The organism is Janthinobacterium sp. EB271-G4-3-2, assembly GCF_020858035.1.
GTDB classification, from domain to species: domain Bacteria; phylum Pseudomonadota; class Gammaproteobacteria; order Burkholderiales; family Burkholderiaceae_D; genus Janthinobacterium; species Janthinobacterium aestuarii.
Map to the genome: position 1 here is coordinate 310,540 of NZ_JACYMG010000006.1, position 19,717 is coordinate 330,256.

General features: G+C 60.7%; 20 protein-coding genes and 2 tRNA genes. All 22 read right to left on the reverse strand.

Annotated features, from left to right (window positions below; translation table 11 throughout):
• Positions 1-2: 2 nt before the first annotated feature.
• Positions 3-78: transfer RNA gene (locus IGS55_RS15405), tRNA-Gly, on the reverse strand.
• A 92-nt stretch (positions 79-170) separates the two neighbouring features.
• A tRNA-Gly gene (locus IGS55_RS15410) sits at positions 171-246 on the reverse strand.
• A gap of 225 nt (positions 247-471) precedes the next feature.
• Positions 472-1,056 carry a CDP-diacylglycerol--glycerol-3-phosphate 3-phosphatidyltransferase gene (gene pgsA, locus IGS55_RS15415; protein WP_230516366.1) on the reverse strand — a complete coding sequence of 195 codons (585 nt, stop codon included), beginning with the start codon at positions 1,054-1,056 and terminating at the stop codon, positions 472-474.
• Positions 1,057-1,343: 287 nt separating this feature from the next.
• Positions 1,344-3,236, reverse strand: a complete 1,893-nt coding sequence (gene uvrC / locus IGS55_RS15420) for an excinuclease ABC subunit UvrC (protein WP_230516367.1) — start codon at positions 3,234-3,236, stop codon at positions 1,344-1,346.
• Between the two features lie 92 nt (positions 3,237-3,328).
• Positions 3,329-3,724 (reverse strand): holo-ACP synthase, encoded by a 396-nt coding sequence (acpS, locus tag IGS55_RS15425; protein WP_230516368.1) that lies wholly within the window; start codon positions 3,722-3,724, stop codon positions 3,329-3,331.
• Positions 3,725-3,744: 20 nt separating this feature from the next.
• A complete protein-coding gene (gene pdxJ / locus IGS55_RS15430; protein WP_230516369.1) occupies positions 3,745-4,506 on the reverse strand; it encodes a pyridoxine 5'-phosphate synthase in 762 nt (253 codons plus the stop codon).
• A 30-nt stretch (positions 4,507-4,536) separates the two neighbouring features.
• Complete coding sequence (gene recO, locus IGS55_RS15435; RefSeq protein ID WP_046683973.1) at positions 4,537-5,379, reverse strand: DNA repair protein RecO; 843 nt, start codon at positions 5,377-5,379, stop codon at positions 4,537-4,539.
• Positions 5,380-5,407: 28 nt separating this feature from the next.
• Positions 5,408-6,310, reverse strand: a complete 903-nt coding sequence (era, locus tag IGS55_RS15440) for a GTPase Era (protein WP_034749612.1) — start codon at positions 6,308-6,310, stop codon at positions 5,408-5,410.
• Between the two features lies 1 nt (position 6,311).
• Entirely contained in the window at positions 6,312-7,127 is an 816-nt protein-coding gene (rnc, locus tag IGS55_RS15445; RefSeq protein WP_034749615.1) for a ribonuclease III, read from the reverse strand.
• Between the two features lie 74 nt (positions 7,128-7,201).
• Positions 7,202-8,119: a signal peptidase I gene (lepB, locus tag IGS55_RS15450; protein ID WP_230516370.1), complete on the reverse strand. Its 918-nt coding sequence runs from the start codon at positions 8,117-8,119 to the stop codon at positions 7,202-7,204.
• A 3-nt stretch (positions 8,120-8,122) separates the two neighbouring features.
• Complete coding sequence (lepA, locus tag IGS55_RS15455; protein WP_034749621.1) at positions 8,123-9,913, reverse strand: translation elongation factor 4; 1,791 nt, start codon at positions 9,911-9,913, stop codon at positions 8,123-8,125.
• 303 nt (positions 9,914-10,216) lie between these two features.
• Positions 10,217-10,462 (reverse strand): glutaredoxin family protein, encoded by a 246-nt coding sequence (locus IGS55_RS15460; RefSeq protein ID WP_128142576.1) that lies wholly within the window; start codon positions 10,460-10,462, stop codon positions 10,217-10,219.
• A 54-nt stretch (positions 10,463-10,516) separates the two neighbouring features.
• Complete coding sequence (locus IGS55_RS15465) at positions 10,517-12,013, reverse strand: DegQ family serine endoprotease (RefSeq protein ID WP_442908166.1); 1,497 nt, start codon at positions 12,011-12,013, stop codon at positions 10,517-10,519.
• Positions 12,014-12,246: 233 nt separating this feature from the next.
• Positions 12,247-12,582 carry a sigma-E factor negative regulatory protein gene (locus IGS55_RS15470; protein WP_230516371.1) on the reverse strand — a complete coding sequence of 112 codons (336 nt, stop codon included), beginning with the start codon at positions 12,580-12,582 and terminating at the stop codon, positions 12,247-12,249.
• A gap of 71 nt (positions 12,583-12,653) precedes the next feature.
• Entirely contained in the window at positions 12,654-13,277 is a 624-nt protein-coding gene (rpoE, locus tag IGS55_RS15475) for an RNA polymerase sigma factor RpoE (protein WP_230516372.1), read from the reverse strand.
• A 66-nt stretch (positions 13,278-13,343) separates the two neighbouring features.
• A complete protein-coding gene (locus IGS55_RS15480; RefSeq protein WP_230516373.1) occupies positions 13,344-13,571 on the reverse strand; it encodes a hypothetical protein in 228 nt (75 codons plus the stop codon).
• Positions 13,572-14,006: 435 nt separating this feature from the next.
• The gene (gene fabF, locus IGS55_RS15485; protein ID WP_092714685.1) at positions 14,007-15,257 is read right to left on the reverse strand and encodes a beta-ketoacyl-ACP synthase II; all 1,251 of its coding nucleotides are present in this window, start codon (positions 15,255-15,257) and stop codon (positions 14,007-14,009) included.
• A gap of 29 nt (positions 15,258-15,286) precedes the next feature.
• Positions 15,287-15,526, reverse strand: coding sequence for an acyl carrier protein (acpP, locus tag IGS55_RS15490; protein ID WP_008449912.1), 240 nt, complete (start codon positions 15,524-15,526; stop codon positions 15,287-15,289).
• Between the two features lie 178 nt (positions 15,527-15,704).
• Positions 15,705-16,448: a 3-oxoacyl-ACP reductase FabG gene (gene fabG, locus IGS55_RS15495; protein WP_230516374.1), complete on the reverse strand. Its 744-nt coding sequence runs from the start codon at positions 16,446-16,448 to the stop codon at positions 15,705-15,707.
• Between the two features lie 49 nt (positions 16,449-16,497).
• The gene (fabD, locus tag IGS55_RS15500) at positions 16,498-17,439 is read right to left on the reverse strand and encodes an ACP S-malonyltransferase (protein ID WP_230516375.1); all 942 of its coding nucleotides are present in this window, start codon (positions 17,437-17,439) and stop codon (positions 16,498-16,500) included.
• Positions 17,440-17,471: 32 nt separating this feature from the next.
• Positions 17,472-18,470 (reverse strand): beta-ketoacyl-ACP synthase III, encoded by a 999-nt coding sequence (locus tag IGS55_RS15505; protein WP_152251125.1) that lies wholly within the window; start codon positions 18,468-18,470, stop codon positions 17,472-17,474.
• Positions 18,471-18,485: 15 nt separating this feature from the next.
• A complete protein-coding gene (gene plsX / locus IGS55_RS15510; protein WP_230516376.1) occupies positions 18,486-19,553 on the reverse strand; it encodes a phosphate acyltransferase PlsX in 1,068 nt (355 codons plus the stop codon).
• Positions 19,554-19,717: the final 164 nt, after the last annotated feature.

The following is a 19,717-nucleotide window of genomic DNA, read 5'->3' on the forward strand; positions in this document are numbered from 1 at the left end:
TCTGGAGCGGGAGAAGAGTCTCGAACTCTCGACCTCAACCTTGGCAAGGTTGCGCTCTACCAACTGAGCTACTCCCGCAGTGGACAACATTGTATCAGAAGCTCTACTACATCGCCAGTACTACTTTTTACCGCATTTGCTGTTTTTACCTATGACACGATCCAGAAAACTGGAGCGGGAGAAGAGTCTCGAACTCTCGACCTCAACCTTGGCAAGGTTGCGCTCTACCAACTGAGCTACTCCCGCGTCATCAACAACAGGCCAGCATTATAGAGGGATTACAGGGGCTGTCAACGGGCAATATCTGGTCTTTTGCAAAATATTCCGAAGAAAGCCGTCGATACCGGCTTGAGGTCCTCCGAATAACGTAGCGAGCAAGCTCAATATCGTGTTGAGTAGCGCAGCTGTACGAAGGTACAGCGAGCAACGGAGACGCGAGAGTGAGCTGCGCAGTAGCTAGGCGGAGTGGCCTCAGTGCAAGTTGCCCGCTTTTTCCTTGATGAGCGGCCATGCCAGGCGCAAGTAATAGAACATCGACCACACTGTCAGCACGCAGGCGATCCACAGCAGCTTCTCGCCCCACACGTGGGTATCGATCGCGCCAAAGATCACTTCGTGGTACAGCAGCAAGGGAATGGCCGTCATTTGCGCGGCCGTCTTGATCTTGCCGATCGAGCTGACGGCCACCGATTTCGATGCGCCGATCTGCGCCATCCATTCGCGCAGCGCGGAAATCGTGATTTCGCGGCCGATGATGATGAAGGCCAGCACGGCATTGACACGGTCCAGCTGCACCAGCACCAGCAAGGCGCCCGCCACCATCAGCTTGTCGGCCACGGGGTCGAGGAAGGCGCCGAAGGCCGAGGTCTGGTTCCAGCGCCGCGCGAGGAAACCATCGAACCAGTCGGTCACGGCCGCAACGATGAAGACCAGGGTGGCAACCAGGTTCTGGTCGCCATGCAGCAGCATCGACGGCGGCAAATAAAACACGCCGACGACGAGCGGTATCAGGGCCACGCGCAGCCAGGTCAAAAAGATGGGAATATTAAAAGGCATAAGAGAGCAATCGGCCGACGGGTAAATTGAACATGAAGAAAGCGTGAAGAAAGGCCACCTGAGTAACCCCCAATAAATTATGGTGATTTCTGACTTCCATAACCGGCGCCCTGTGGCGTTGCCCGCTGCTGGCAGTGCTCGCACTGCGTCGCAGCGGGCGCCTTGCATAGCATCCGGTTCTGTTCGTCATAAATTCACAATAATTTCCTGAGGATTACTTAGTCTACATGGCCCCGGGGTATTAGCCTAGTCCGCTTGCCGCGGCGCCGGACCTGGCCAATGATCCATCAATGTAATTGCTTGTAGATCTCTTCCGCCAGTTGCGTGGAAATCCCCTCCACCGACATCAGATCCTCGACACTGGCGTCGACGACGCCGCGCAAGCCGCCAAAGCGCGACAGCAGTTTCTGGCGGCGCTTGGCGCCGATGCCTTCGATCTCTTCCAGGCGCGACGTCTGGCGCGTCTTGGCCCGCTTGGCGCGCATGCCGGTAATGGCAAAGCGGTGCGCCTCGTCGCGGATTTGCGCGATCAGCATCAGGGCCGCCGATTCCTTGCCCAGTTCCTGCGCCGCGCGGCCATCGACGAACAGCAGGGTTTCCAGGCCCACCTTGCGCCCTTCTCCCTTGGCCACGCCGACAATCAAGCTGATATCGAGTCCCAGCTCGGCAAACACCTGGCGCGCCATCTCGATCTGTCCCTTGCCGCCGTCAATCAAGACCACGTCCGGCATCACGCCGTCGCCATTCGCCACCTTTTCGTAACGGCGCATGAGGACCTGGCGCATGGCCGCGTAATCGTCGCCGGGCGTGATGTCGTTGATGTTGTAGCGCCGGTATTCGCCATTCTGCATGGCGTGGTGGTGGAACACGACGCACGAGGCCTGCGTCGCCTCGCCCTGTGTGTGGCTGATGTCGAAACACTCGACGCGCAGGCTGTCGAGATCTTCCGTTTCCAGGCGCAGCGCTTCGGCCAGCGCGCGCGTGCGCGATTGCTGCGAACCCTGCTCGGACAACAGGCGCGCCAGCGAAATCTCGGCGCCCTTCTGTGCCATCTCCAGCCACTGGCGGCGTTGCCCCTGCGGCTGGAAGATCAGATTGATGCGGTGGCCGCACTGCTCCATCAGCGCCACCATCAGGGCCGGCTGGTCGAATTCGATATTCAGGATCAGGGTGCCGGGGATGAATTTTTCCGTGTAGTGCTGGGCCAGGAAGGCGGCCAGCACTTCCACCTCGATAGGTTCTTCGGCAATCGCCGCCGCATCGCTGAGCTGGCTGGGGAAATACGCGCGGTCGCCCAGGTGGCGTCCGCCGCGCACCATGGCCAGGTTGACGCAGGCGCGCCCGCCCTGCACCAGCACGGCGAGGATGTCGACATCGGCGTCGCCCGTCGTTTCCATGCTTTGCTGGTGCAGCACGCGCGACAGCGAAGCGATCTGGTTGCGCACCACCACGGCCTGCTCGAATTTCAATTCGGCGGCAAACGCATGCATCTTCGTTTCCAGGTCGGCCAGCACTTCGCTCTGGCGCCCGCGCAGGAAGCGCGCCGCGTTTTCCACGTCGTTCTTGTAATCTTCCTTGCTGATCAGGTCCACGCACGGCGCGCTGCAGCGGCCGATCTGGTGCAGCAGGCAGGGCCGCGTGCGGTTCGCGTAGACGCTGTCCTCGCAGGTGCGAATCAGGAATACCTTTTGCAGGATCTGCATCGATTCCTTGACGGCCCAGGAACTGGGGAACGGCCCGAAATACTGGTTTTTCTTGTCCACCGCGCCCCGGTAATACACCATGCGCGGCGCATCGCCATTCGTGATTTTCAAATACGGATACGATTTATCATCGCGGAACAGGATGTTGTAGCGCGGCTGCAGCGCCTTGATCAGATTGTTTTCCAGGATCAGGGCTTCCGCCTCGCTGTGCGTGACGGTCGTTTCCAGGCGCGCGATGCGCTCGACCATCATGGCGATGCGGGGGCTGGCCAGGTTCTTCTGGAAATAACTGGAGACACGCTTTTTCAGGTCGCGCGCCTTGCCGACGTACAGCACCTTGTCGGCGGCGTCGAAATAGCGGTACACGCCGGGCAGGTTCGGCAGCTTGGCGACGGTGGCCAGCACCTGCGCGCGCGGGTCGGGCGGCGTCTCCGCCACGGTGGATTGCAGGGTCGGTTCTGGGCTTGCTTCGGTCATTGCTGGCTCTTAAAGGGGTCAGACCCGCCGGGGGAATACGTCGCAGTGGGACGCATTCCGATCGAAAAGACTGACCCCGGCAGTCGTCTGCATTACGGCGCTTGCTCCACAATCACAAACGCCACGGCATACTCTTCTTCATCGCTGATCGTCACTTGCGCGCTCAGGCGGTTTTTCTCCATGAAGTCCGCCAGCACGCCGCTGCAGACGATCATCGGCTTGCCGCTCGGGTGGTTCAGCATCTGCGCGGCGGGCCAGGTCATCGGCATGCGCAAGCCCAGGCCGATGGCCTTGGAAAACGCCTCCTTGGCCGCGAAGCGGGTGGCGAGGAAGCGCACGCCGCGCACGGCACTCCTGGCGCTGCGGACGCGGAACTTTTCCAATTCCTGCGGTCCCAGTATCTTTTTCGCGAAACGCTCGCCGTGGCGCGCCAGGGCCGCCTCGATGCGGGGGATCTTGCAGATATCGGTGCCGATGCCGTAAATCATGCTGCCTCCTTTGTGCGCGCTTATGCTTTGCCGGCGAGGCGCGTTGCCACCATGATGGCCTTCATTTCGCGCACGGCGTTTTCCCAGCCGACAAACACGGCATGCGCGACGATGGCGTGGCCGATGTTCAGTTCCGCAATATCGGGAATGGCGGCGATCGCCTGCACGTTGGTGTAATGCAAGCCGTGGCCCGCGTTGACTTTCAAGCCGCGGCCCACGCCGAACAGCACGCCCGCCTTGATGCGCTCCAGCTCGGCCAATTGCTCGGCGCCCTCGGTATCGGCGTAGCGGCCCGTGTGCAACTCGATCACGGGTGCGCCCAATTCAGCTGCGGCGGCGATCTGCTGCTCGTCCGCATCGATGAACAGGCTCACGCGGATGCCCTCGCCTTGCAATTGTTGCACCGCCGCCCGCACTTCCTTGAAATAGCGCACCACGTCCAGGCCCCCTTCCGTCGTCACTTCCGTGCGCTTTTCCGGTACCAGGCAGACATCCGCCGGGCGGATGCGGCAGGCGAAATCGATCATTTCCTGCGTCACGGCCGCTTCCAGGTTCATGCGCGTGAGCAATTGCGGCGCGATGGCGATGACGTCCGCATCCTTGATGTGGCGGCGGTCTTCGCGCAAATGCAGGGTGATGGCGTCGGCACCCGCCTGCTCGGCCAGCAGGGCCGCGCGGATCGGGTCCGGATAGGCGGTGCCGCGCGCATTGCGCAGGGTGGCCACGTGGTCGATATTGACGCCCAGGTCGATGACGGGGCCGGAAGGCTGCAAAAAGCTCATATGATGGTGTCCGTAAAGTGCTGAAATCTATTACAGCTGCATTAAATCGATCAGTATCTGGCGCGTATTCAAGGTGGCGCCACCCAGTTGATGGGCCAGCAAAAAACGCATCAGCAGCTTGCTTTGCGCCTGCGTGGCCACGTCAAGATAATCTTCGCGCTCCATGTCGAGCAGGGTCTTGCCCGTGATCTTCGGCCAGGCGTCGGCGGCGCGCGCCGGGCGCGGTCCCCGTTCCGGATCGACCACGTACACCTGCCCCGCATCGACGGCCTGGCGCGTGCCCGTGCAGCGCGTCAGGTCGGCCGCCACGCCCGTTTCCTTGAGCAGGGCGCGCTCGAACTTGCGCAGCACGATGGGCGGCGGCTCATTGTGCGCCAGTTGATTCAAGGTGGCAACGTAGTGGTCGAACAGGACGGGATGCGGGTCGTCGCGCGCCAGCAGTTTCACGAGCAATTCGTTCAGATAAAAGCCGCACAGCAAGGCGGTCTTTTCCAGCGGCAACATGCCACCCACCCACTCGGCGCCCGTGAGGATGCGCAGTTCGGACTTGCCCGTCCAGCCCGCCTGCAGCGGCTGGAACGTCTGCAGCACGCCGCGCAACTGCGAATGGGGCCGCTTGGCGCCCTTGGCGACGAGCGCGATGCGGCCATATTCGCGCGTAAACACGTCGACGATGAGGCTGGTTTCTTTATGCGGATAGCTGTGCAGCACGAACGCTGGCTGGCCCGTGACCTTGCCGTCGCGCGCGGGCGGACGGCTGCGCCGGGGCGCGGCGGATGCGGGAGTTGCTGCCGGCGGCGCAATGGCCGCCGGCGCGGGGACAACGAGGGAGGCTGGCGCAGGATCGTGCAGCGCTGGCGTGGTGGTGCTCATGCGTGTGGCGTCGCCCCCGGGTTGCGGATTACTCGTAGCCGTAGGCGCGCAAGCCCGCCTCGTTGTCGGCCCAGCCCGACTTGACCTTGACCCAGATTTCCAGGTACACGGGGCCGCCGAACAGCTTTTCCATATCCAGGCGGGCCTGGGTGGAGACTTCCTTCAGGCGCGCGCCCTTGTTGCCGATAATCATGGACTTGTGCGTATCGCGTTCGACCAGGATGGCGGCGAACACACGGCGCAGATCGCCTTCCTGCTCGAATTTCTCGATCAGCACGGTGCTCGTGTACGGCAGTTCGTCGCCGACAAAGCGGAACAGCTTTTCGCGCACGATTTCCGAAGCGAGGAATTTTTCGCTGCGGTCCGTGATGTCGTCCGGGCCAAAGATCGGCTGGTTTTCCGGCAAGAAGCGTTTGATCTCGTTCTGCAAGCCTTCCAGCTGGAAGTGCAGCTTGGCCGAGACGGGCACGATGGCGGCGAAGTCGCGCATGGCGGCGATCTTTTGCGCGAACGGCAGCAGCACGGCCTTGTCTTTCACGCGGTCCGACTTGTTGATGACGAGGATGCACGGCACTTCCTTCGGCAGCAAGTCCATCACTTGCTGGTCGGCCGGGCCAAACGTGCCCGCCTCGATCACGTACAAAATCACGTCCGAGGAAATCAGGGTGTTCGTGACGGTCTTGTTCAGCGTCTTGTTCAGCGCGTTCGAATGGCGCGTCTGGAAGCCGGGCGTGTCGACGTAGATGAATTGCGCGTCCGGCACCGTCTGGATGCCCGTGATGCGGTGGCGCGTCGTTTGCGCCTTGCGCGAAGTGATGCTGACCTTCGCGCCGATCAGCACGTTCATCAGGGTCGATTTGCCCACGTTGGGGCGGCCCACGATGGCGATATAGCCGCAGCGGAAGTTGTCGGGCATTTTGGTGGCTGTCATGCTAGTGTCGATTCTGTTTAGTGTGAGCGGCGATCGCCGGGGCAGCCGGGGCTTGCGCGTCGTCGCTCTGGATGGTGGCAATGCCGGCCAGCTTGAGCTGGGCGGCGCGCGGTTTGGGCTTGCGGCTGGCGGCAGGCGACTTCAACAGCGCCTGCTCGGCCACGTCCAGCGCCAGTTTGGCGGCGGCTTGCTCACCGGCGCGGCGGCTTCCGCCACGGCCGTAGACCTGGATGTTCAATTTCGGCACCAGGCATTCGATCTCGAATTCCTGGCTGTGGGCGGCGCCGTGGGTAGCGACCACGTTGTACTGTGGCAGCGAAATTTTCTTGCTTTGCAAAAACTCCTGCAGCAGGGTCTTGGCATCCTTGCCCAGGGTTTGCGGATCGACCGAGTCGAGGATGGGAATGTAGAACGCGCGGATCACCGTGCTGGCCGCATCGAAACCCGTGTCGAGGAAGATGGCGCCCAGCAAAGCTTCCAGGGTGTCGGCAAGGATCGATGGACGGCGGAAACCGCCCGATTTCAGCTCGCCTTCGCCCAGACGCAAGAATTGCGACAATTCCAGCTTTTGCGCGATTTCATACAGCGACTGCTGCTTGACCAGGTTGGCGCGCAGGCGCGACAGATCACCCTCGTCGATGGACTTGAAACGTTCGTACAGGATGGAAGCGACCACGCAGTTGAGGATGGAGTCGCCGAGGAATTCCAGCCGCTCGTTATGCAAACTGCTGTGGCTACGATGCGTCAAGGCTTGCTGCAACAGGCCAGCATCCTGGAACGTATAGCCTAAACGGGTTTGCAATAGCTGAAGATTCATTGTTGTTTCTGTGTCATCTGAGTAATTCGGCTGGCCGCCGCGCGGGGAATCGGCGCGGCAGCCATAGGGGCGGCCTAGTGTATGCCGCCCACACGTTTCGGATTGCTGAAGTTCATCCACACGAGGAAAGCCTTGCCGACGATGTTCTCGTTCGGCACGAAGCCCCAGTAGCGGCTGTCCGCGCTATTGTCGCGGTTGTCGCCCATCATGAAGTAATTGCCTTGTGGCACTACACACGTAAAACCGTCTTCGTTGTAGTCGCACGCATCCTTGTGCGGGAAATCCTTCACTTCGCGCAAGTTCAACGTAGGAGCGGGCTCGTCGTTGAGGATGCGGTGGCTGACGCCCGTCAGATTTTCTTCCAGCTGCTTGTGGTAGACCGTGCTTTCATCGTCCAGGTAGTCGTCCAGCGGCGTGTACGCCACTTCCTTGCCGTTGACCGTCAAGCGCTTGTTTTCATAGGTGATTTTATCACCGGGCACACCGATCACACGCTTGATATAGTCTTGCGACATATCTTTCGGATACTTGAACACCATCACGTCGCCGCGCTGCGGATCGTTGACTTCAATGATGCGCTTGTTGACGATCGGCAAACGAATACCATAGGTGAACTTGTTCACCAGGATCAGATCGCCCACCAGCAAGGTCGGCACCATCGAGCTCGACGGGATCTTGAATGGCTCGTACAGGAACGAGCGCAAGCAGAACACGAGCGCGATGACGGGGAAGAAGCTGCCCGAATACTCGACCCAGGTCGGCTGGCGCAACAGGGCCGCCTCGATGCTCGCGCGGCTGCCGCCCGCATCGGACTTGATGCCCTCGGCGGCCAGCTTGGACTGGCGCCCATCAAATTCAGCCAGGGCACGGTCGGCCGCCTTGCGGCGCTGCTTGGACAGATAAAACACATCGAGGCACCAGACCAGGCCCGTCAACACCATCAGCACGAACAGGATTAAAGCGAAATTTCCTAAAATCACTTGCAGGTTCATTGATTAACCATCCACTTGTAAAATTGCCAGGAATGCTTCTTGCGGAATCTCCACGGAACCCACTTGCTTCATGCGTTTCTTGCCCGCTTTTTGTTTTTCCAGCAATTTTTTCTTGCGGCTGATGTCGCCGCCATAGCACTTGGCCAACACGTTCTTGCGCAAGGCTTTCACGTTCTCGCGCGAAATGATGTTCGCGCCGATGGTCGCTTGAATCGCCACGTCGAACATCTGGCGCGGGATCAGTTCGCGCATCTTGGCAGCCACCTGGCGGCCACGGTACTGGCTGTTCGAACGGTGAACGATGATGGCCAGCGCATCGACTTTTTCGCTGTTGATCAGCATGTCGACCTTGACCACGTCGGCCGCGCGGTATTCCTTGAACTCGTAATCCATCGAGGCATAGCCGCGCGACGTCGATTTCAGGCGGTCGAAGAAGTCCAGCACGATCTCGGCCATCGGCATTTCATACACGAGCTTGACCTGACGGCCGTGGTAGCTCATATCCATCTGGATACCGCGCTTGCCGATACACAAGGTGATCACGGAGCCCACGTATTCCTGCGGCATGTACAGATTGACGGTGACGATAGGCTCGCGCACTTCCTCGATGCGCGACGGATCGGGCATCTTCGACGGGTTGTCGACGTTGATCATGGTGCCGTCGCGCTGGATCACTTCGTACACCACGGTTGGCGCCGTGGTGATCAGGTCCATGTCGAATTCGCGCTCGAGGCGCTCCTGCACGATTTCCATGTGCAGCAAGCCCAGGAAACCGCAGCGGAAGCCGAAGCCCAGCGCCTGCGACACTTCCGGCTCGTACATCAGGGCCGCGTCGTTCAGTTTCAGCTTTTCCAGCGAGTCGCGCAGCGCGTCGTACTGGTTCGCTTCCACGGGGAACAGGCCGGCGAACACTTGCGGCTGCACTTCCTTGAAACCGGGCAATGGCGCGGCGGCAGGACGGTTGGCCAGGGTGACGGTGTCGCCCACCTTGGCTGCCTTCAATTCCTTGATGCCGGCGATGATGAAGCCCACCTGGCCTGCCGACAATTGCGGCAAGGATTGCGAACGTGGCGAAAACACGCCGATGTCTTCCACCAGCTGCACCGAATCGGTGGCCATCAGGCGAATCTTGTCTTTCGGTTTCAGGGTACCGTTGATGACGCGCACCAGCATGACCACGCCTACATAGGCGTCATACCAGGAGTCGACGATCAGCGCCTGCAGCGGCGCATCGGGGTCGCCCTTCGGTGGCGGTACCTTGACGATCAGTTGCTCGAGGACGTCCAGCACGCCGAAGCCCGTCTTGGCCGAGCAATGCACGGCGTCGCCCGCATCGATGCCGATCACGTCTTCGATCTCGGCAATGGCGCTCGGCGGGTCCGCGTTCGGCAAGTCGATCTTGTTCAGGACGGGCACCACTTCCACGCCCAGGTCCAGCGCCGTGTAGCAGTTGGCCACCGTTTGCGCTTCCACGCCTTGCGACGCGTCCACGACCAGCAGCGCGCCTTCGCACGCCGACAGCGAGCGCGACACTTCATAGCTGAAGTCGACGTGGCCCGGCGTATCGATCAGGTTCAGGTTGTAGATCTGGCCATCGCGCGCCTTGTAGTGCAGGGCCGCCGTTTGCGCCTTGATGGTAATGCCGCGCTCGCGCTCCAGATCCATCGAATCGAGCACCTGCGCCTCCATCTCGCGGTCGGACAAGCCGCCGCACAATTGAATGATGCGGTCAGCCAGGGTCGATTTACCGTGGTCAATATGGGCGATGATGGAGAAATTGCGTATGTTGTTCATTAACTAATATATGTGCGAGTGACGACACTGCTTAACAGGAATCAAGGGGATCATGCCCGGGCCAAACCCGGCGCCCCGCTCATGATAAAAAAAGCGCTCCGAGCAGGACATCTGCATGCCCAGGCGAGCGCTTTTGAAGCGACAGAAGCTGCTGCCTCGGACAGTAGCTTTTTCGACCTCCCCATTTTACCGGATTTCAGAGTAGAAAGCCCGTCTTATGAGGCCGGCACCGGGGCAAGCCGACATTTTCAGCTGTTTTGAGCACCAGAATGGTGCAACGCAGCGTCAATATTGCCAATCAAGCTACACCAGGCAGCGCCGCACGGCCGCCTCATCGAGAAAATAATGGCAGAGCTCAGGCTGCGCCAGGTCGGCAAACAGCACCGGCACCAGCTCGTCGAAACGGGCCAGCAAGCTTGCATCAGGCGACGCGTCGATGTCGATCACGTCCACCGTGAACGGTTTTCCGGGCGGCTGCAGCAGGAGCAAGGCGTCGAGCATGTCCTGGCAAAGGTGGCAATAACTGCGGGAATAAAGGGTGAAGTGCATGGCGGGCAGGATACCGCATCCCGGCCGCAGCCGGAATGCGGGATGATCACATAGTTACTTCGCCGATGGGCGCAGTGACACGAATTGCGCCACGTCGCCACGGCGCACCAGCAAGGCCGACGTCTTCTTCGGATCGAGCTTGGCGACCAGCGCATTGAACTGCCTGGCGTCTTTCACGGCAACGTTATTCAGTTGCAAGATCACATCGCCAGGCCGCAGGCCGGCCAGGGCCGCCACGCCATCGGCCTCGTCGACCTGCACGCCCGCGTCGATCTTCAGTTCCTGCTTCTTCGCGGCCGGCACGTCGCTGACCTTCAGCCCCAGGGCATTGACGGCTTGCGCTTCCGGCTCCTTGGCGCTCTTCTTCGCCGTTTTCTCGCTTTCCAGCTCGACGACGGTGACGGGGATGTCCTGCTGTGTCCCCTTGCGCCACACGGTGAGCGTGGACTTGCCGTTGACGGCAGCGCCGCCCACGAGGCGCGGCAGGTCGGAAGAGCGCTCGATCTGAGCGCCGTTGAATTTCAGGATGATGTCGCCCGGCTTGATGCCCGCCTTGTCGGCCGGACCGCCCGGCTCCACCATCGACACTTGCGCGCCCTTGGCATTCGGCAAGCCCAGCGATTCCGCCACGTCCTTGCTCACTTCGCCGATCTGCACGCCGATGCGGCCGCGCACGACTTTACCCGTCTTTTTCAGCTGCTCGCCCACGCGCATGGCTTCATCGATGGGCACGGCAAACGAAATGCCATTGTAGGCGCCGGACAAGGTAGCGATCTGCGAATTGATGCCAATCACTTCACCGCGCATATTGATCAGCGGACCGCCCGAGTTGCCGGGATTGACGGCAACGTCGCTCTGGATCAAGGGCAAATAGTCGCCCGTGTCGCGTGACTTGGCGGAAATGATACCGGCCGTCACCGAGTTTTCCAGGTTGAACGGCGAGCCGATGGCGATAACCCACTCGCCCACGCGTATCTTGTTCGAGTCGCCGATGGTCAGGCGCGGCAGGTTCCCGCCCTCGATTTTCAGCAGGGCCACGTCGGTGCGCGCATCGGCGCCGATCACCTTGGCCTTGAATTCGCGCTTGTCCGTCAGGGTCACGTAGACTTCATCGGCGCCGTCGACCACGTGGGCATTGCTCAGCACGTAGCCATCGGCCGAGATGATGAAGCCGGAACCGACGCCGCGCTGCACTTCCTGCTCCTGCGGCACGGCGCGGCGGCCGCCCCGCGGCGCCTGCTGGCGCGGCGTCGGCATGGCGCCGCCAAAGAAGCGGCGCAGGAATTCCTGCATTTCCTGCTCATCCTGGCTGCCGACGCCGGCGCCGTTCATTTTCAGGCGCTCGGTGGTGCGGATATTCACGACGGCCGGGCCGACGGCGTCGACCAGGTCCGTGAAATCAGGCAATTTCACGGCCGGCACGGCAGCCTGCGCCTGTGGCGCCAGGCCCAGCATGGAGGGGGCAAAAAAGACGCCAGCCGTACCGAACAATAAGGCGGAAAGCGTCTTCACTGAAAACGACTTGCTGGCAGCACACATGTTTTTTTTCATGAAAAAGATCTTCTCGAATATAGAAACGGATCAAACCGCGGATCAGAATATTGCCTGCGTGCATGATTGGCCGTCACGACGGAATCCAGGGGCCAACACACCCGGCAGCGCGCATGGCAGCAACAATATATCGCAAAAGCAATCTTGCCTGCGCACAGTGTCAATCGTACCGAAGGCCAGTGTCAAGAGGGCGACAGGAACGTTAAGCCTGGCATAAGATGGCGAACAGTCTCTTAGCGCTGCGCCAGCGGCCCCGCCTCCAGCGGCTCGGCAGCGCCCGGCGGCACGATGGCGGCGGACAGCGGCAGCAGCGGCTCGGCATGCGCAGCCAGCCCCTCAGGCGCCGCCTCGGCGGCCAGGCGGCTGGCCAGACGCACATCGAACTGGGCGCTCAATGCATGGCCGCACTGCTCCGAGCGCAGCACGTCACCGATATGGCGATAGGCATCCCAGGCCTGCCGCCCCTCATCCGTGTCGAGGGCCGCAAAAGCCAGTTCGAGTTCGCTCGCCGCCAGCTCGCCATCGGCCAGGGCGGAAATAGTCTCGTGCAATCTTGTATGCGTATCCATGATGGGTCCTGCCATTTCAAAGGGATCGGTGCGGAAACCGGACACAGCCATGCCAACCTCATACTCCCAGATTACCAGCGCTTGTCAATTGGCATGTCCAGCAACGGTTTCAATTTCTCCGCAATCACTTCGCGCGCGCGAAAAATCCGGCTGCGCACGGTGCCGATGGGGCACGCCATGATCTCCGATATTTCTTCATAGCTCAGGCCCTCGATCTCGCGCAGCACGATGGCCGTGCGCAATTCAATGGGCAGTACATCCATGGCCGCATTGACGGTGGCCGCAATCTGCTTGCTGGCCAGCACCGATTCGGGTGTATTGTTGTCGCGCAATTTATTGCCATCATCGAAGGACTCCGCCTGCTCGGCGTCGGTATCGCTGGACGTGGCCGCGCGGCGTCCTTGGGTGACAAGATAATTCTTGGCCGTATTGATGCCGATGCGGTACAGCCAGGTATAAAAGGCGGCATCGCCGCGAAAATGGCGCAGCGCCCGGTATGCCTTGATAAAGGTTTCCTGCACCACATCTTCGGCCTCCGCCGGGTCATGCACAAGGCGCGACACAAGGCGCATCAAGCGGCGCTGGTATTTCGATACCAGCACATCAAATGCCCGTTTGTCGCCAGCCCGCACCCGCTCGACCAGTAACTGATCATACTCGCGCTCTGTCCTCACGCCCAATGTCCCTGTAGTCATGCAGCGTGGGCGCCTGTATGGATATAGAGTTGGCCCGCTGCAAGAAGTTCAGTGTTCGCCCCATTTTTATTCTTCCCCATTCCGCGCCGCGATGGCCCGGCACGCCACGGCCAGCGGGCGGAAGGCGGCGCAGCTGCCGCCGCGCTGCACCAGCACCTGCGTGCGCCGCCCCACGGCATCGGCCAGGCACAGCACCAGCAGCGACGGCCAGAGGGTCGAGCCCGGCAAAAGGCGCAGCCCTGGCGGCACCAACGACCCCGCATCGGCCGGCCCCATCACCGCGCTGGCACCCATCCCTGGCCCTCCGCCATGCTCCAGATATACCGCCAGCCGCAACTGGCCAACCGGCGAAATATCAAGCGTGTGCGGCTTTCTGCGCCTGCGCAGCAAAGCCAGTAAAAACACGCCGCCAGCCGCACTCAGCAGTGCACCGCTCCAGCCCAGCGCATAAGCGCCCACCATCTGGCCGGGGCCAGGGCCGGGCACGGCCGCAACGCGCCACGCACCGCTCAAGGGCCAGGCAGCCAGCAAGGCACACAGTCCCAACGCCGCTTGCAACAGACGCAAACAGACAGGCGTGCGAATAACAGCCGCTACCGCGATTGACATACTTCATGGGGAAAAAAGGCGCGCCGGCAACATGCCGGGCAAATTCAGGCACCAACGAACGTTGGCGCCGAATCAGCGCTCACTACAGTTTGACCGTAGCGAGCGCTTGAAAGTTCCTGCTTATTTCGCTTTACCGAAAATCAGCGTGCCATTCGTTCCGCCGAAGCCGAACGAATTCTTCACTGCATAATCGATCTTCATATCCCGCGCCGTGTTGGCACAGAAATCGAGATCGCAAGCCGGATCCTGGTTGAAGATGTTGATGGTCGGTGGCGACACCTGATGGTGCAATGCCAGGACCGTAAACACCGCTTCCAGACCGCCCGCGCCACCCAGCAAATGGCCCGTCATCGACTTGGTCGAGTTGACAACCAGATTCTTGGCGTGCTCGCCGAAGGTGCGTTTGATGCCCATCACTTCCGCCACGTCGCCTTGCGGGGTCGACGTGCCGTGCGCGTTCAGGTACTGAATCTGATCCGCGTTCAAGCCAGCGTTGTCGAGGGCCGCGATCACCGATTTGCTGCCGCCGCTACCATCTTCCAGCGGCGAGGTCATGTGATAAGCATCTGCGCTCATCCCGAAACCATGCACTTCGGCATAGATCTTGGCACCACGGGCCACCGCGTGCTCGTACTCTTCCAGCACCATGACGCCAGCGCCCTCGCCCAGCACGAAGCCGTCGCGGTCGGTATCCCACGGACGCGATGCCGTTGCCGGATCGTCGTTGCGGGTCGACAAGGCACGCGCCGAAGCGAAACCGCCCAGGCCCAGTGGCGACACGGTCGATTCAGCACCGCCGGCGATCATGACGTCGGCATCGCCGTACTCGATCATGCGCGCTGCGGCACCGATGCTGTGCAAACCGGTGGTACACGCTGTAACGATCGCCAGGTTCGGGCCCTTCAGACCATATTTGATCGAAAGGTTGCCAGAGATCATGTTAATGATCGAGGCAGGCACGAAAAATGGCGAGATACGACGCGGACCGCGCTTTTCGTACTCGGACTTGGTTTCCTCGATCAGCGGCAAGCCGCCGATACCGGAACCGATGATCACGCCGATGCGCTCGGCGTTTTCTTCGGTCACTTCCAGGCCGGAGTCCTGCATCGCCTGGATGCCCGCAGCCATGCCGTAATGGATAAAGGTATCCATGTGGCGGGCTTCCTTACCGGAGATGTACTCTTCGATATTGAAGCCTTTGACTTCACCAGCAAAATGCGTGGTGAATGGCTGTGCATCAAACTTGGTAATCGTGGCAATGCCGGATTTACCTTCAATGATTGCGCCCCACGCCTCGGCAATAGTATTGCCGACAGGTGAAACGCAGCCCAGGCCGGTGACAACAACACGACGGTTTTTAGAACGGCTCAAGCGATTCTCCTGAAGTCGGTCAGACAGGCTTAGGCCTTGACGTGTGCAGTGGCGTAGTCGATCGCCTGTTGCACGGTGGTGATTTTTTCAGCTTGTTCGTCAGGGATTTCCATTTCGAATTCGTCTTCCAGGGCCATGACCAGTTCCACGGTGTCCAGGGAATCGGCGCCGAGATCGTCGACGAAGGAGGATTCGATTTTGATGTCTGCTTCTGCAACGCCCAGTTGCTCAGCGACGATTTTCTTAACGCGTTGTTCGATATCCGACATGTTATGGCTCCAAAGTGTGTGTTACGGAAAGTGCGCGCATTTTATCAGGTTTGCGCGTCCGAATACTAATTTCGGTGTCTGCTGCTAATTCGACCGAAGCTGCTGCTAAAAGATGCGATTATAGACAAAAACGGCCGTTGAATCATGCCACAAACGCCCGCCCCGCCTAGCTTTCACATCAATTCATGTACATTCCACCGTTCACGTGCAGGGTCGTACCCGTGATATAGGCTGCTTGCGGCGAGGCCAAAAAGACTACCGCCGCTGCCACGTCTTCCGGTTTGCCCAGGCGGGACAGGGGAATTTGCGTCAACAGGGCCGCGTGCTGCTCTTCGCTCAGCGCCTTGGTCATGTCGGTATCGATGAAGCCCGGCGCGATGCAGTTCACGGTAATGTTGCGGCTGCCGATTTCGCGCGCCAGGGCGCGGCTCATGCCTTCCACGCCGGCCTTGGCCGCCGCGTAATTCATTTGCCCCGGATTGCCCGACGACGCCACCACCGACGTGATATTAATGATACGCCCAGTTTTGGCTTTCATCATGCCACGCAGTACGGCGCGCGACAGGCGGCCAACGGCCGACAGGTTGGTGGAAATGACGCTGTCCCACTCTTCATCCTTCATGCGCATGGCCAGCTGGTCTTGCGTGATGCCCGCATTGTTGACGAGGATCGACAGGCTGCCGTAGGTTTTCTGCACTTCATCGACGACGGCCGCGCAGCGCGCCGCATCGGTCACGTTCAGGACCAGGCCCTTGCCCGTCACGCCTTCGGCGGCCAGGTAATCGGTGATCGCTTGCGCGCCGCTTTCCGAGGTGGCGGTGCCGACGACAGTGGCACCCTGTTTGCCCAGTTCGGTGGCGATGGCGCGGCCGATGCCGCGCGAAGCGCCCGTGACCAGCACGACTTGATTTGCTAAATTCATGAGTATCCTTAAGTGCAAGCGCGGCAGGCAAGCTGCCGCGATCTGATGTTTATTTGAGCTGCGTCAAAATACGTTCCAGCGATGCCTGGTCGACGATGGCATCACCCACGAGCACGGGATCGATGCGCTTGGCCAGGCCCATCAGGACCTTGCCCGGACCGCATTCGATCACTTGCGTGATGCCGTCCGCCGCCACTTTTTGCATGGTTTCCACCCAGCGCACGGGGCTGGCTGCCTGGCGCACGAGCGCATCCTTGATGCCGGCAACGTCGTTGACGATGGCCACGTCGACGTTGTTGATCAGCGCGATCCGCGGCGCCGAGAACGTCAAGCCGGCCATGTATTCGCGCAAACGGTCCGATGCCGGTTTCAGCAGCGACGAGTGGAAAGGCGCGGAGACGGGCAGCTTCATGGCGCGCTTGGCGCCCTTGGCCTTGGCCAGTTCGCAGGCGCGCTCGACGGCAGCCGTATGGCCGGCGATGACCACTTGCGCTGGCGCATTGAAATTGACGGGCTCGACCACGAGGGCCGGGTTTTCCGCCGCCGCTTCCGCACAGGCGGCGCGCACGTCGTCGTCCGACAGGCCCAGCACGACAGCCATCGTGCCCTGCCCGACGGGCACGGCTTCCTGCATGGCTTGCGCGCGGAAACGCACGAGCGGCACGGCATCCTTGAACGAAATGACGCCAGCGGCGACCAGCGCCGAGTATTCACCGAGACTGTGACCGGCCACGACCGTCGGCACGGGGCCGCCAGCCGCCAGCCAGGCGCGGTAGAAGGCCACGGCCGCCGTCAGCATCACCGGTTGCGTGTTGGTGGTCAGGTCCAGCTCTTCCTTCGGACCTTCGGCGATCAGCTTGCCCAAGTCGAATTGCAGGGCATCCGACGCTTCGGCGACGGTTTGCGCAACCACGGGGTTGCCGGCGAAACCGTCGAGCATCGCAATCGCTTGCGAGCCTTGGCCTGGGAAAACAAATGCAAATTGTGTCATGTCGACTCCGTTTTTTTAATAGTGTTGCGGGATTACATGCGCGCCAGCACGGCGCCCCAGGTAAAGCCGCCGCCCACGCCTTCCATCATGACGTTGTCGCCCTTCTTGACCCGGCCGTCGCGCACGGCGATGTCGAGCGCCAGCGGGATCGAAGCGGCCGAAGTGTTGCCATGCTGGTCGACGGTGACCACCATCTTTGCCAAAGGCAAGCCGAGTTTCTTGGCCGTGCTGTTCATGATGCGGATGTTCGCCTGGTGCGGGATCAGCCAGTCGATCTGGTCCGACGTCATGTTGGCGTGTTCCAGGGCTTCATGCGCGACTTTTTCCAGTACGGACACGGCCAGCTTGAAGACGGCCGGGCCATCCATGTACAGGAAAGCGCTGCCGTCGAGCGCGCCGCCAGCCAGGCTGCCCGGCACGCTGAGGATGTTCGAGTGGCGGCCGTCCGCATGCAGCTTGGTGGCCAGGATGCCCGGCTCTTTTGACGCCGTCATGACGATGGCGCCGGCGCCGTCGCCGAACAGCACGCAGGTGCCGCGGTCGTCGAAATTGAGGATGCGCGAAAACACTTCGGCGCCGATCACCAGCACGTTCTTGTGCATGCCCGACTGGATGAAGCTGTCGGCCGTGGCCACCGCATACACGAAACCGCTGCAGACGGCTTGCACGTCGACGGCGGCGCAGTTGTTCGTGATGCCCAGCTTGTTTTGCACGATGCAGGCGGTGCTGGGGAAGCTGCCGAAGAAATCGGGAGTCGAGCTGGCGACGATGATCAGGTCGAGGTCGTTACCGTTCAGGCCAGCCATTTCCAGGGCCTTCTTGGCCGCTTCCACGCCCAGGTCCGAGGAATTTTGCGTTGGCGCCGCGTAATGGCGCGCCGAGATGCCGCTGCGCGAGACGATCCATTCATCCGACGTCTCGATGCCCTTGGCGGCGAGCTGTTCAGTCAAGTCCTGGTTGGTGACGCGCTTCTCCGGCAAGTAGCTGCCGGTGCCGATAATTTTGCTGTAAGTTTTGCTAAAAACAGTCATGCAAGTACCCGTCCGCTAAATGGTAGAGCTTGTTGATGTAGGTTCATCCGGAACTGGCGTGCGCGGCATCAGCTCGGCGATCATGCTGGCCAAGTGCGCTTGCACGTCATTTTTTGCCGCATCAAAAGCGCGGCGCAAGGCCCATTCGAACGAATAGGCATCGGCGCTGCCATGGCTCTTGAAGACGAGGCCACGCAAGCCCAGCAGGCTGGCGCCGTTGTAACGCGAAGGATTCAAGCGGTTGCCGATGGCTTTCAGGGCGCCGCGGGCGATCAGCGCGCCCAGCATGGTAATCGGATTGCGCTTGAATTCGGAAGTGAGCACGTCTTTCATGAAGCGTGCCAGGCCTTCGATGGCTTTCAGGGTGACGTTGCCGACAAAGCCGTCGCAGACGACGATATCGGTCGTGCCCTTGAAAATGTCGTTGCCTTCCACGTTGCCGTAGAAGTTCAGCGCGCCACGCTGGTGATCCGCCTGCAGCAGCTTCGAGGTGAGTTTCACCACTTCATTACCCTTGATATCTTCCGTGCCCACGTTCAGCAAGCCGATCGTCGGGCGCTCAATGCCTTCCATGGCGGAAACGAGCACGGAACCCATGATGGCGAACTGGTGCAAGTGATGCGGTTCGCAATCGACGTTCGCGCCCAGGTCCAGCATGTAGGTCGGGCCGTTCTTTTGATTCGGCAAGATGCTGCAAATGGCCGGGCGGTCGACGCCGGACATGGTTTTCAATACATAGCGCGACACGGCCATCAGGGCTGCCGTATTACCGGCGGAAACGGAGGCTTGCGCCACGCCGTTCTTGACCTGTTCGATGGCCACGCGCATGGAGGAATCCTTCTTGCGGCGCAGGGCCACTTCCAGGGGATCGTCCATGGTAACTTGTTCGGAGGCATGCAATACCGACAGGCGCGGATGCGTATCGGCTTTATGTTTCTTCAGTTCGGCACGGATCACGTCTTCCAATCCAACAAGGATCAGTTCGGCTTCAGGCTCATGTTTTACGAAGGAAATTGCTGCGGGGATAGTGACTGAGGGACCGTGATCTCCGCCCATGCAGTCGATAGAAATTTTGATTGTCATTTGTGTTGATTCAATACCGCTGCGGGCGTGCGGCAAGATGTGAATCGGACTGGAGCATATGCAGGGTGCAGCATGTCATGCACAGGCCTGGACAGCGTGATTCAAAATGACGGGTGTGCAAGATGAATTGCAGCCGATAAAAAAGAAGAAGCGGCGCCACGCCG